Below are 12836 nucleotides of genomic sequence, written 5' to 3' on the forward strand. Positions count from 1 at the left end.
GCCGGCGCTTGTCGATCGCCGGGCGCACGGCGCCTGCAGCCGCTGGCGCCGAGCTGGTTGAGGCCAGTGGCTACGTGCTACATCTCCAGCACCACCTTGCCCAGGTGACTGCCCTGCTCCAGGTAACGATGCGCCGCAGCCGCTTCGCTCAGCGGGAAGCACTTGTCGAGCAGTACGCGCAGCTTGCCCTGCTCGATCCATGGCCACACCACGCGCTCCACTTCCGCCGCCAGCCGGGCTTTTTCGTCTGCATTGCGCGGGCGTAGCGTCGAGCCGGTGATGACCGCCTGCTTGCGCATCAGCACCGGAATCGGCACCTCGATGGTGGCGCCGGCCTGCGAGGCGATGTAGACGATGCGTCCGCGCGGGTTGAGCGCTTCCAGGGTGTCGGCGAAGACCGCAGCGCCCACCATGTCGAGCGCAACATCCACGCCGCCGTGCGCCTTGGCCACCTCGACAAACGACGCAGTGGTGGAATCGATCGCCACATCGGCGCCCAACTCGCGCGCCTGTGCCGCCTTGCTGGCCGAGCGCGCGGTGGCCAGCACGTGCGCGCCCGCCGCCTTGGCCATCTGGATCGCCGTAACGCCGATGCCCGAGGTCGCACCATGCAACAGCAGCCATTGGCCTGCCGCGAGCCGGCCGTGTTCGAACAGATTGGCATAGGCAGTGAAGATGGTTTCCGGTAACGCGGCGGCGTGCACCAGATCCATGCCGGCGGGAATGGGCAGTACGTGACGCGCATCGACGGCGGCGTATTGCGCGTAGCCACCGCCAGCCAGCAGCGCGCACACGCGCTCGCCCACCTTCCAGCGACCAGCCGGCTCGACGATTTCGCCGGCGATTTCCAGCCCCAGCGTTTCCGGCGCGCCAGGTGGCGGCGGGTAGTGCCCGGTGCGTTGCAGCAGATCCGGGCGATTGATGCCGGCGGCATGCACGCGGATCAGCACCTGCCCCGGTGCCGGACGCGGGCGCGGTTGTTCGGTGGCGTACAGCGCCTCGGCGTCGCCCTTGCCATCGCGGATGGCGATGGCGGTCATCGTGGTATCGCTCATGAAAGCGCTCCATGGAAAGTGCGCCCAGTGTAGGCGTGCAGGCGTCAACGCCCGGCGCAGATGCACCCACGGTTTCCAGCAGGCATTGCCACGGCAGCGGCAAGCCAGCGATGGTGGGTCTTCGACAACGCCGCGGTGCTGCGTAATGTTCGTTGGACAAGCGGTCTTCGCCAACCTCTTCCTGCATGTCGCATTGCAGCCCAATGCAACCAAACGCTTGCGCTCACCGAATGCACCGCAAGTTCAAGCAGGCAAGCGGCGTGCGATTGCAACAACCCAGCCCCAGAACCGGATGCGATTGCCCGCAAGCAACCCCAACCAGGCAGATGCTGCGCGGCCGCCCGCATCACGGTATCCCGGCCTATGCTGGTGCCTTGCTGACCACCAGGAGTCGCCATGCAACTGCCATGGAATACGCGCGTCATCGCCGTCTGCGTGTTCGCACTGGCCGCGAGCACGCAGGTCAGCGCGGCGCAGGTGCGCATTGCGCAGGAAGCAGACGGCTACCGCCTGTTGGTGGATGGCGCTCCCTTCGTGATCAAGGGTGCCGGCCTGGGCAATGGCAGCATGGAAACGCTGGCCGCACGCGGCGGCAACGCGTTGCGCACCTGGCGCGTGGATCCGGACCCGCAACGCCAGCGCGCCCTGCTCGATCGCGCACAAGGCAACGGCCTGAAAGTGGCGGTCGGCATCGAGGTCGGCAACCAGCGACATGGCTTCGATTACGACGATGCAACGGCAGTGAAACAGCAACTGCAACGCATCCTTGCGCAGGTACGGCAATCGGCGGCGCATCCGGCGGTGCTAATGTGGGTGGTCGGTAACGAGCTCAATCTGGATTACACCAATCCCAAGGTCTGGAATGCGGTCGGCGAGATCGCCGAGGCGATCCATGCCATCGACCCGGATCATCCGGTCACCACCACGCTGGCCGGTTTCGACAAGCAACTCATCGACCAACTCAAGACGCGCGCGCCGGCACTGGACCTGATCGCCGTGCAGCTCTACGGCGATATCGCAGCGCTCCCGCAAAAGCTGCACGAGAGCGGTTGGCGCGGCCCTTACGTGGTCACCGAATGGGGCCCCACCGGGCACTGGGAATCGCCGACCACCTCGTGGGGCGCACCGATCGAAGACGACAGCACGCGCAAGGCGCTATTGCTGGAACAGCGCTACCGCAGCGACATCGCCAGCGACACCCGCCAGGGGCTGGGCTCGTTCGTGTTCCTGTGGGGCGACAAGCAGGAGCGCACGCCCACCTGGTATGGCCTGTTCCTGTCTTCGGGCGAGGCCACGCCCAGCGTGGACACATTGCAATTGCTGTGGACCGGCCAATGGCCAGACACCAGGGCGCCAACGGTAGCGGCGCTCACGCTGGCTGGCCAACGCGCCACCGACAGCGTGAGCCTTCGCCCGGGCCAGGCCGTGACCGCACGCATTCGTGCCAGCGGCGCATCCGTACTGCGCTACGACTGGCACGTTCGCAGCGAAAGCACCGCGCGCAGCATCGGGGGCGACCCCGAGACGTTGCCACCGCTGGTCGATGCCGCCATTGCGCCGAACCGCGTTCCCGGTGGTCGCAACGGCGCACGCGCTACGGGCGAGGAGGTGCGCCTGATCGCACCACCGCCGGGCAATTACCGCTTGTTTGTGGAAGTGCGCGATGACGCCGGCCGCGCCGGCTATGCCAACCTGCCATTCCGCGTGCTGCCGCCCTCACCGGCCCTGCGACAGGGCGCATCGGAACCGTCGCAACCTGATATGCATTCATCGCGATGAAGCGATATTATCGCCAGACGATCCGCCGGAACCGCCGCGATGACGCATCTCAGTTTCGAGTTCTACCCGCCCAAGACCGATGATCAGCGCGCGCAACTGGACCGCACTGCAGCCAGGTTGAAGGGCTACGCGCCGGAGTATGTGTCGTGCACCTTCGGCGCCGGCGGCTCCACGCTCAGCTACACCTCCGAAACGGTACGCCACCTCAAGCAGAAGCATGGCTTCGAAGCGGCGCCGCACCTGTCCTGCGTCGGCGGCAGCCGGCAGGAAATCCGCGAGCTGCTCAAGCTGTATCGCGCCATCGGTTGCACCCGCATCGTTGCGCTGCGTGGCGACCTGCCGTCGGGCATGGGCCATCCCGGGGACCTGCGTTACGCCTCGGACCTGATCGCCTTCATCCGCGCCGAGCACGGCGCCGCGTTCCGGATCGAGGTCGGCGCCTATCCGGAAACCCATCCGCAGGCGGCCAACGCGCTCAGCGACCTGCGCTATTTCAAGGCCAAGGTCGATGCCGGCGCCGATGCGGCCATTACCCAGTATTTCTACAACGCCGATGCCTACTTTCATTTCCGCGACGCAGTGCAGCGGATGGGCGTGGAGATACCGATCATTCCCGGCATCATGCCGATCTCCAATTTCTCGCAGCTGCGGCGGTTTTCCGAGCAATGCGGCGCAGAGATTCCACGCTGGATCGGCAAGAAGATGCAGTCCTACGGCGACGACGCCGACGCAGTGCGCGCCTTCGGCGCAGAGGTCGTGGCGGCCTTGTGCCAGCGCCTGATCGCAGGTGGCGCGCCGGCATTGCATTTCTACACCCTCAATCTGGCCAAGCCGACCACGCAGGTGTTGCAGCTGCTCGGACGCTGAGCACCTGCTTCGCATTCCAGTCGTCGCCCTCGCACACCCGCGCGCATGCATGTCGCCAGCTCACGCTTACCCGGCTACGCTGCGCCGATGCATCGCCTTCTGCCCCTGCTGTTCTTGCTCTGCGCCTGTCCCGCCGCGCGCGTGCAGGCGCAGGAAATCCATCGCTGCGTCGCGCCGGACGGGCAAACCCTGTTCACCGACCGGCGCTGCGAAGACGTCGGCGCGGCCAGCCGCGCACCGCCTGCCATCCGCCCGCAGGGCGATACCGGCCTGTATCGCTACGGCTGCCCGCGGCGGCTGAGCGAACTGGTGTCGTTGCTGCAATTGGCGGTGGACAGCCGCGACGTCAACCGCCTGTCCAGCCTGTACCTGTGGAGCGGTCAATCCGATGCCGCCGCCAATCAGGTGCTGAGCCGGCTGGAAGCCATCGTGCAGCGCCCGTTGCTGGATATCGTGCCGATGTATCCGCAAAGCGACACCCCCACCTGGGACGCCGACACCACCGCGCCCACATCGTCGCTGGATGGCAGCGCCATCGACGCGCCACTGCCTACCCCGCCCAGCCGCCCGCGCCCCTGGGGACTGCGGCTGGAACAGAACCTCGCCAGCGGCACGCCGGCGCGCAGCGTGCTGCGGCTACGCAGGCAATACAACTGCTTCTGGGTGACGTTCTAGCAGCGTATGCGTGGCATCCGGCGGCGCGGGATCACCGCAGGACCGCTGCACGCCGCAACAGGGATCGAAGGCATTGCGCTGGCGGTTCGGCCGTCAGACGCTGCGGTGCGCTCATTGCGGCCAGAGCGCGCGGATCGCCGCGATACCCTGCGCACCATGCGAGCGCGCCTGACGCACATCTTCGCCCTGCATGCCGCCGAGCGCGTAGATCGGCAGCCAGACCTGTTCGCGCAAGGTCTCGAAACCGTCCCAGCCGATCGGTGTGGCGCCCGGATGCGACGCGGTCGCCTGCACCGGGCCCAGCACCGCAAAGTCGCAGCCGATCCGTTGGGCGTGGCGCAGGTCGTCCAAGCCATGGCACGACGCAGCCACGAGTCGGTCTGCAGGCAGCGGGCGTTCCTGCAGACCGGCCAGCTGCTCCGATCCCAGGTGCACGCCAATACCCAGATCCGCAGCCAGCGCGATATCGCGATTGAGCAAAAGTTGCGCACGCGCGCGACCACGCAGGCGCATCACCTGCTGCAACAACGCCTGCCAACGCGCCGGCGCAAGCTGCCGCGCACGCAGCTGGATCCGGGTGATCCCGTTGTGCAATGCGAGCTCCAGGCCCTCCAGCCAGCGCGCCTCGTCCTCCGGCTCGGGCGTGATCAGGTAACGGTCGGGCTGCCGTAGCGCGCCCACCACCGGCACGTCGGCCGGCGGCATCGAATAGCGGGCCAGCTTGTCTGCCGCCACCCAGGTCATGGCCTGGCCTTCGCGGCCGCGCGGGCTGCCTTTCCAGCTCGTGATATGACGTACTTCCAGGCGCAGCCGCTTGTCCGGATAGAGCTGCGGCACTTCCATCACCCAATCGCCCACCTGCGCCTCAATGCCGAGCTCTTCGTTGAGCTCGCGCACCAACGCTTGTTCGGAGGTCTCGCCAGGCTCGCGCTTGCCGCCCGGAAATTCCCACAGGCCAGGCATGTCGCGCGTTTCGGTGCGGCGGGTCAGCAGGATGCGCCCGCGGGGGTCGGTGATCACGCCGGCAACGACGTGAATGGATCGAAGAGAATCAGGCATGGCGGCAAGAGTGCCGCGAGTGAGCGGTACAGCGCAATGAGGCCGGGATCGGAGATTCGGGATTTGCTAACGCAGGCGTTGCACAGGCATTGCCAATCCCCAATCCCAAATCTCCGCCTCAGAGCAGCAGATCAACGCCGCACTTACCGCTTAACCTCGTAGCTCGCAAAGCATCGCGATAGTTCCGAAAGCAAAGCCCCCCTTGGTAGGGAGGGCGCGCCGAAGGCGCAGGGGGTCGGAAGCAGCACCATGAGCCCGCTATCGGCAACGCGGATAGCGGGTGAGCAGCCCGCAAAGCGGGCTGCTCCACGGTCAACTCAGCATCAGCTGAGTTGACCGTGGCAGTGCTTGTACTTCTTGCCGCTGCCGCACGGGCATGGGTCGTTGCGGCCCACCTTGGGTTCGTCGCGGGTGACCTGCGACACCGGCACAGGCGCGTTGCCGCCCTGCATCTGCTCCACTTCCTCCTCGGCGCCGTAGCCACCCACATCCTGGTGCTGGAATTGCGAGGCCATCAAGCGCGCCTGCGCCTGGAGACGTTCCTGCTCTTCCAGTTCGGCCACTTCTTCTTCGCTGCGAATGCGCACGCGCGCCAGCAGATTGATCACCTCGCGCTTGACGTTCTCCAGCATCTCGGAGAACAGCTCGAAGGCTTCCTTCTTGTATTCCTGCTTGGGCTGCTTCTGCGCGTAACCGCGCAGGTAGATGCCCTGGCGCAGGTAATCCATCTTGGCCAGATGCTCCTTCCAGCCCTGGTCGAGCACGGTCAGCATCACGTGCTTTTCAAGCGCGCGCATGGTGTCCGCGCCGATCGCAGCTTCCTTCTCGGCGAAGTGCGCATCCACCGCTGTCTGCACTTTGGCGGCGATCTGCTCGGCGTCGATTTCTTCCTGCGCACGCACCATGTCGGTCAGCGACAAGGTCATGCCCAGCTCCGACTCCAGCGTGGCTTCCAGGCCCTTCAGATCCCACTGTTCGTCGACCGAATTGGGCGGCACGAAGCGTGCGACCAGGTCGTAGATCACATCGCCGCGAATTCCGTTGACGTTGTCCTTGACCGACTCGGCGTCCAGCAATTCGTCGCGCTGGGCATAGATCACCTTGCGCTGATCGTTGTTGACGTCGTCGAAATCCAGCAGGTTCTTGCGGATGTCGAAGTTGTGCGCTTCCACCTTGCGCTGCGCCTTTTCGATCTGCCGGCTGACCAGGCGGTCTTCGATGACGTCGTCTTCCTTCATGCCCATCATGCGCATCGCCTTCTGGACCCAGTCCGAGGCGAAGATGCGCATCAGGTTGTCTTCCAGCGACAGATAGAAGCGCGACGAACCCGGGTCGCCCTGACGACCGGCACGGCCACGCAGCTGGTTGTCGATACGCCGCGACTCGTGGCGTTCGGTACCGATGATGTGCAGGCCGCCGGCCGCCTTGACCGCGTCATGACGACGCTGCCATTCGGTCTTGATCTTGAAGCGCGCATCTTCGCTGGCGTCTTCGCCGAGGGCGTGATACTCCGATTCCAACGAGCCACCCAGCACGATATCGGTACCGCGACCGGCCATGTTGGTGGCGATGGTCACCGCGCCCGGCTGGCCGGCGTTGGCGACGATGGTCGCTTCGCGCTCGTGCTGCTTGGCGTTGAGCACTTCGTGCTTGACCCCGGCCTTGCGCAGGTGCTCGGACAGCATCTCCGAGGTCTCGATCGAGGTGGTTCCCACCAGCACCGGCTGGCCGCGCTTGGCGCAATCTTCGATGTCGGCCAGCACCGCGTTGAACTTGCCCTTGCGGTTGAGGAACACCTGGTCCGGATGGTCCTTGCGCACGGTCGGGCGGTTGGTCGGAATCACCACCACTTCCAGGCCGTAGATGCTCTGGAATTCGTAGGCTTCGGTATCGGCCGTACCGGTCATGCCGGACAGCTTCTTGTACATGCGGAACAGGTTCTGGAAGGTGATGCTGGCCAGGGTCTGGTTCTCGCGCTGGACCGGCACGCCTTCCTTCGCTTCGACCGCCTGGTGCAGGCCGTCCGACCAGCGACGCCCGGACAGCGTGCGGCCGGTGAATTCGTCCACGATCACCACTTCGCCATCGCGCACGATGTAATCCACATCGCGCTGATAGATGGCATGCGCACGCAGCGCCGCGTTGAGGTGGTGCACCACGCTCAGGTTCTGCGCGGCATACAGCCCGTCTTCGGCGTTTTCCAGGATGCCGGCCTGCAACAGCAACTCTTCGGCGTGGCCCATGCCCGCCTCGGACAGATGCACCTGCTTGCCCTTTTCGTCGATCCAGAAATCGCCTTCGCCTTCTTCGCTTTCCTGCCTGGTCAACTGCGGCACGATGCGATTGACGCGGATGTACAGCTCCGGCGATTCGTCGGCCGGGCCTGAGATGATCAGCGGAGTGCGCGCTTCGTCGATCAGGATCGAGTCGACTTCGTCGACGATCGCATAATGCAGGTTGCGCTGATAGCGGTCGGCGCGCGACAGCGCCATGTTGTCGCGCAGGTAATCGAAGCCGAATTCGTTGTTGGTGCCGTAGGTGATGTCGGCGCCGTAGGCCTCGCGCTTGTCGCTGTGCGGCATGCCCGGATACACCACGCCCACGCTCAGGCCCAGCCAGTTGTACAGCTTGCCCATCTGCGCGGCGTCGCGGCGCGCCAGGTAGTCGTTGACCGTGACCACGTGCACGCCCTCGCCCTGCAGCGCATTGAGGTACACCGGCAGCGTGGCTACCAGGGTCTTGCCTTCGCCGGTGCGCATCTCGGCGATCTTGCCCAGGTGCAACACCATGCCGCCGATCAGCTGCACATCGTAATGGCGCATGCCCAGCACGCGTCGGCTGGCCTCGCGGCATACCGCGAAGGCTTCGGGAAGAATCTTGTCCAGGGACTCGCCGGCGGCAAGCCGCTGCTTGAACTCCGGAGTCTTGGCTTGCAGCTCGGCGTCGGAGAGCTTCTCGATCGTCGGCTCCAGCGCATTGATCTGGGTGACGAGGCGGTTGAGCTGGCGCAGCTGGCGTTCGTTACGACTGCCAAAGACACGGGTAAGCAGACTGTTGATCATTGAAGAAACCGGTTGAAAAGGAACGGTTTGACCGACGCCGGTCCCCACAGACCCGACCGCCGTAAACGAAACAGGGCGCACTGCGCCCTGTCGATGGCAACACCCTATTGTAGCTTGGGGCGGGCCTTCACGAATCAAGCGCGGCCCGCGCCCCCGTCAACCGCGCCCCTGACGTCCCACCGGCGTGGCTTCGCCCAGGAATTTGCGCGGATTGACCACGCGCCCATCCGCCCAGACCTCGAAATGCACGTGCGCACCGGTGGAGCGGCCGCTGGAACCGGCACGCGCGACCTGCTGGCCGGCGCGCACCAGATCGCCCACCTTCACCACCAGGCGCGAGTTGTGCGCGTAGCGGGTCACATAGCCATTGCCGTGATCCACTTCGACCACGTTGCCGTAACCGCCGCGTACGCCGGCGTAGCTGACCACGCCATCGGCCACCGACAGCACCGGGTCGCCCACGTTGGCATGGAAGTCCACGCCCTTGTGGAAGGCCGAACCACCGTCGAACGGATCGGCGCGGCCGCCGAAACCGGAGGTGATGTAGGTGTTGCGGATCGGCATCCGCGAAGGCACCGAATTCTGCTCCAGCTGATGATCGAACATCAGCGAGGCCAGCACGTTCAATTGCTGGCCGGAGGCGGAGAACTGTTGCTCCACTTGCCCGAGCGTCTCCTTGAGGTCTTTCACCGGCATGTCGCTGACCGGCTCATCGCCGCCACCGACGCCGACCGGCTCGTCGAAGTCGAACTCGCCGTCCTTCAACTTGCCCATTTCGGTCAGGCGCTCGCCCAACGCGTTGAGGCGGGTGGCCTGCGCCTGCAGCTCGCCCAGCCGGGCGGCCAGTGCATTGACCTGCGCCTGCGAGGCGCGCTGCGCCTGGGCCAGCTCGGCCTGCTGCTGCGCAACCTTGGCCTGCAGCGCCGAATTGGTCACCATGCCGGTGGCGGTGCTGGCACCGACGCCGATCAACATGCCCAGGCCCAATACCGCGCCAAGCACCACCATCGGTCGATCCGCTGCAAAGTCCTGGAACTGTCGGGCCACACGCTGCGCCCGGGTCTGCCGCGATTTGATTACAACTTTTTTCAACGCCATATGAGTGTCATGTCCAAGCCCAAGTCCAACGCACGCAACCCTTCCACTCCACAACCGGCCATCGAGGCCGCGCTGGGGGAAAAGGCTGGCGACCCCTTGCGCCGAGCCTTGTGGCTCGATGCGCTGGACCGGCAGTTGCGCCCCCTGTTACCACCTCATCTGGGGACCCGTTGCCGGTTGGCCAATGTCCGAGGCGAACAGCTCGTTTTTCTGGTGGATTCGCCGGTCTGGCATGCCAAGGTGCGGCTTGCCGAAACCCAAATCCTGGATGCCGCCCGATCCGTCGGACTGAAGGCCACCGCGGTGACCGTCAAGACCGCAACCGTGCCGCTGCATTCCCCAACGCAGCAGAACCGCGACCGTCCCAAACCTGTTTCCGAGGCGACGCACAAAGGCTTGCGCGACGCGTTGGCTTCCCTGCAGGACGTGTTACCGACCAAACGGTGAAGCCATGCCGCCCATCCGGAGCGGCCGCCAGTGCGTGAAAGCGTTGCGAAGACCGCACACGACCCGACGCATCCTAGCGGGCATGTGGCCCGCAGGAGTTAGAGAAGTCTTAAATAAATGTTAAGAACGGGCCGGAAATCCGACCTAGTTCACACTTTGAACGCCAACCAGGGCATTCCCTGACATCAGGCGTAGACAGGACTGGCGTAGGTGACCGGCGGTTGTTCGGTGCCTTCCGGGAAGCTGACCCATTCCCAGGCGGCCTGGTCGGCCAGGAGCGCACGCACCAGTTTGTTGTTGAGGGCGTGGCCCGACTTGAAGCCTTCATAGGCGCCGAGGATGGCGCCGCCAGCCAGATACAGATCGCCGATGGCGTCCAGAATCTTGTGCCGCACGAATTCGTTGGTGTAGCGCAGGCCGTCTTCGTTGAGCACGCGGAACTCGTCCAGCACGATGGCGTTGTCCATCGAACCGCCCAGGCCCAGATTGCGCTCGCGCATGTACTCAAGGTCGCGCATGAAACCGAAGGTGCGCGCGCGCGAAATTTCCTTGACGTACGCCGAGGTGGAGAACTCGATTTCCTGGCGCGACTGCTTGGCCGGAATCATCGGGTGATTGAATTCGATGGTGAAGCCGAGCTTGTAGCCCTCGTAGGGCTCAAAACGCGCCACCTTGTCGCCGTCGCGCACTTCTACCGTCTGCTTGATCCGGATGAAGCGCTTGGGCTTGCTCTGTTCGACGATGCCTGCCGACTGCAGCAGGAACACGAACGGGCCGGACGAGCCGTCCATGATCGGCAACTCGGCCGAAGACAGCTCGACGATGACGTTGTCCACACCCAGGCCCGCCAATGCGGACATCAGATGTTCGACGGTCTGGATCTTGGCGCCGTTGCAGGTCAGCCCGGTGCACAGCGTGGTCTCGGTGACCAGTTCGGCATCTGCGGGGACTTCGACGACCGGTTCCAGGTCCACCCGTCGGAACACCACGCCATGATCGACCGGAGCCGGCCGTAACGTCATGTACACCTTGTCGCCGCTGTGCAGGCCGACGCCGGTGGCGCGAATGGTGTTCTTGAGAGTGCGTTGCTGGGTCATATGCGAAGTCTGGATGAACAATGCAGACAGACGCTGAACCGACTGTCTAATCGCTGAGATTATCCGAATTTTAACAAGTCGCGCGTGACGGCAACCGTAATCAGTCAGTCACGCGATAACAAAAGCTGCCGGATCGGCACCGATCCGGCAGGAATGACATGACATGGCAGTGCAACCCGAAGCGGGCCCCGGGCGGGACGGGCTGCGTCACCGTAGCAACGCAGCCGACGATCCTCAGTCGGCCTGGCGGCGCAGGAACGCCGGGATATCCAGATAATCGTTGGGCAGGTCCGCCGCCGGCGTCGAGGAGCCGCCGCCGTTGTGGCTGCCGCTGCCGACCGAGTCGCTGCTCGGACGGCGCAGGCCCAGCCCCATGCTGCCGCCCACGGCCTTGGACACCGCATCGCCGCTGGTGGTGTCGAAGTCGCCGAATTCCGGCTGGCCGGTGGTGGCGTTGCGCACCAGCTTGATCGGCGCGCGCTGGTCCGGACGCTGGGCCTGGCGTGCAACCGCGCGGTTCAGGCCGGTGGCCACCACGGTCACGCGCACTTCGTCCTGCATGTCCGGGTCGAGCACGGTACCGACGACCACGGTGGCATCTTCCGATGCGAACGCTTCGATGGTGCGGCCGATCTCGTCGAACTCGGACATGGTGAAGTCCGGGCCGGCGGTGATGTTGACCAGGATGCCGTTGGCACCGGCCAGGTTCACGTCGTCCAGCAGCGGGTTCTGGATGGCGGCTTCGGCAGCGGCCTGCGCGCGATCGTCGCCGCGTGCCGAACCGGTGCCCATCATGGCCAGGCCCATTTCCGACATCACGGTGCGCACGTCGGCGAAGTCGACGTTGATCAGGCCCGGACGCACGATCAGGTCGGCGATGCCCTGCACGGCGCCCTGCAGCACGTCGTTGGCAGCGCGGAACGCCTGGATCATGGTAGCGTTGCGGCCCAGCACGGTGATCAGCTTTTCATTGGGAATGGTGATCAGCGAATCGCAATGCTGGCTCAGTTCCTCGATGCCCTTCAGCGCAACCTGCATGCGGCGACGGCCTTCGAACGGGAACGGCTTGGTGACCACGGCCACGGTCAGGATGCCCATTTCCTTGGCCAGCTGCGCAACGACCGGTGCCGCACCGGTACCGGTGCCGCCGCCCATGCCGGCGGTGATGAAGACCATGTCCGCACCCTGCAGCGCGTCCATGATGCGCTCGCGATCTTCCAGCGCGGCCTGACGGCCGACTTCCGGATTCGCGCCTGCGCCCAGGCCCTTGGTGACGTTGGTGCCGAGCTGCAGCTGCAGCTTGGCGCCGCAGTTCTTGATGGCCTGCGAGTCGGTATTGGCGGTGATGAATTCCACGCCGTCGACGTTGGTGTTGACCATGTGCGCAACGGCATTGCCACCGCCGCCGCCGACGCCAACCACCTTGATGACCGCGTTGGGAGCCATTTTTTCAATCAGTTCGAAATGTGCCATGTCAGTGTCCTCTTGAGCCGGGATTGGGGAATGGGGATTGGGGATTCGCACAAGCGAGGGTCCCTGCCCACTCCGCACCACGGCGAGTGTTGTTGTTTGAAAGTCGGGATTCGTGTGCCGGGGCCGTAGATTCGCTGTTGCGCTCCACGGCTCGTGTCACCTACTCCTCGACGCAATGCCTGCAAATGATTTTATCGCCTACCTGCTCGCCGCTCTCTACTTAA

The 12836-nt window shown here is 65.0% G+C and carries 10 protein-coding genes; 4 read left to right on the forward strand and 6 right to left on the reverse strand.

Annotated features, from left to right (window positions below):
* Nucleotides 1–77: 77 nt before the first annotated feature.
* The gene (locus AC1POX_RS17970; RefSeq protein ID WP_011346431.1) at nucleotides 78–1055 is read right to left on the reverse strand and encodes an NAD(P)H-quinone oxidoreductase; all 978 of its coding nucleotides are present in this window, start codon (nucleotides 1053–1055) and stop codon (nucleotides 78–80) included.
* 396 nt (nucleotides 1056–1451) lie between these two features.
* Between AC1POX_RS17970 and AC1POX_RS17975 the strand changes: the two genes are divergently transcribed.
* Genes AC1POX_RS17975 through AC1POX_RS17985 form a run of 3 tightly spaced genes read left to right on the forward strand, consistent with a single transcriptional unit; the run spans nucleotide 1452 to nucleotide 4376 of the window.
* Nucleotides 1452–2834, forward strand: coding sequence for a glycoside hydrolase family 2 TIM barrel-domain containing protein (locus AC1POX_RS17975; RefSeq protein ID WP_372356439.1), 1383 nt, complete (start codon nucleotides 1452–1454; stop codon nucleotides 2832–2834).
* Between the two features lie 39 nt (nucleotides 2835–2873).
* Nucleotides 2874–3701 (forward strand): methylenetetrahydrofolate reductase [NAD(P)H], encoded by an 828-nt coding sequence (gene metF / locus AC1POX_RS17980; RefSeq protein ID WP_372356440.1) that lies wholly within the window; start codon nucleotides 2874–2876, stop codon nucleotides 3699–3701.
* Nucleotides 3702–3746: 45 nt separating this feature from the next.
* A complete protein-coding gene (locus AC1POX_RS17985) occupies nucleotides 3747–4376 on the forward strand; it encodes a hypothetical protein (RefSeq protein ID WP_014089397.1) in 630 nt (209 codons plus the stop codon).
* A 111-nt stretch (nucleotides 4377–4487) separates the two neighbouring features.
* Here the strand turns inward: AC1POX_RS17985 and AC1POX_RS17990 are convergent, their stop codons facing one another.
* From AC1POX_RS17990 to AC1POX_RS18000, 3 genes are all read right to left on the reverse strand, one after another.
* Nucleotides 4488–5435 carry a Nudix family hydrolase gene (locus tag AC1POX_RS17990; RefSeq protein ID WP_008571815.1) on the reverse strand — a complete coding sequence of 316 codons (948 nt, stop codon included), beginning with the start codon at nucleotides 5433–5435 and terminating at the stop codon, nucleotides 4488–4490.
* Between the two features lie 323 nt (nucleotides 5436–5758).
* On the reverse strand, nucleotides 5759–8497 hold the full coding sequence (secA, locus tag AC1POX_RS17995) for a preprotein translocase subunit SecA (protein ID WP_372356441.1): 2739 nt from the start codon (nucleotides 8495–8497) through the stop codon (nucleotides 5759–5761).
* 156 nt (nucleotides 8498–8653) lie between these two features.
* Nucleotides 8654–9595 (reverse strand): M23 family metallopeptidase, encoded by a 942-nt coding sequence (locus tag AC1POX_RS18000; protein WP_011346427.1) that lies wholly within the window; start codon nucleotides 9593–9595, stop codon nucleotides 8654–8656.
* Between AC1POX_RS18000 and AC1POX_RS18005 the strand changes: the two genes are divergently transcribed.
* Nucleotides 9596–10042, forward strand: a complete 447-nt coding sequence (locus AC1POX_RS18005; RefSeq protein WP_372356442.1) for a DciA family protein — start codon at nucleotides 9596–9598, stop codon at nucleotides 10040–10042. It abuts the gene before it with no gap.
* A gap of 185 nt (nucleotides 10043–10227) precedes the next feature.
* Here AC1POX_RS18005 and lpxC read toward each other — a convergent pair whose 3' ends face one another.
* A complete protein-coding gene (gene lpxC / locus AC1POX_RS18010) occupies nucleotides 10228–11139 on the reverse strand; it encodes a UDP-3-O-acyl-N-acetylglucosamine deacetylase (RefSeq protein ID WP_011346426.1) in 912 nt (303 codons plus the stop codon).
* Between the two features lie 234 nt (nucleotides 11140–11373).
* The gene (ftsZ, locus tag AC1POX_RS18015; RefSeq protein ID WP_008571978.1) at nucleotides 11374–12612 is read right to left on the reverse strand and encodes a cell division protein FtsZ; all 1239 of its coding nucleotides are present in this window, start codon (nucleotides 12610–12612) and stop codon (nucleotides 11374–11376) included.
* Nucleotides 12613–12836: the final 224 nt, after the last annotated feature.

This window comes from Xanthomonas sp. NCPPB 3442, from assembly GCF_056725145.1.

Coding starts and splice junctions, on each gene's coding strand:
- lpxC (WP_011346426.1), bottom strand. CDS start 11,139: ATGACCCAGCAACGCACTCTCAAGAACACCATTCGCGCCACCGGCGTC.
- AC1POX_RS18005 (WP_372356442.1), top strand. CDS start 9,596: ATGAGTGTCATGTCCAAGCCCAAGTCCAACGCACGCAACCCTTCCACT.
- secA (WP_372356441.1), bottom strand. CDS start 8,497: ATGATCAACAGTCTGCTTACCCGTGTCTTTGGCAGTCGTAACGAACGC.
- AC1POX_RS17985 (WP_014089397.1), top strand. CDS start 3,747: ATGCATGTCGCCAGCTCACGCTTACCCGGCTACGCTGCGCCGATGCAT.
- metF (WP_372356440.1), top strand. CDS start 2,874: ATGACGCATCTCAGTTTCGAGTTCTACCCGCCCAAGACCGATGATCAG.
- AC1POX_RS18000 (WP_011346427.1), bottom strand. CDS start 9,595: ATGGCGTTGAAAAAAGTTGTAATCAAATCGCGGCAGACCCGGGCGCAG.
- AC1POX_RS17975 (WP_372356439.1), top strand. CDS start 1,452: ATGCAACTGCCATGGAATACGCGCGTCATCGCCGTCTGCGTGTTCGCA.
- AC1POX_RS17970 (WP_011346431.1), bottom strand. CDS start 1,055: ATGAGCGATACCACGATGACCGCCATCGCCATCCGCGATGGCAAGGGC.
- AC1POX_RS17990 (WP_008571815.1), bottom strand. CDS start 5,435: ATGCCTGATTCTCTTCGATCCATTCACGTCGTTGCCGGCGTGATCACC.
- ftsZ (WP_008571978.1), bottom strand. CDS start 12,612: ATGGCACATTTCGAACTGATTGAAAAAATGGCTCCCAACGCGGTCATC.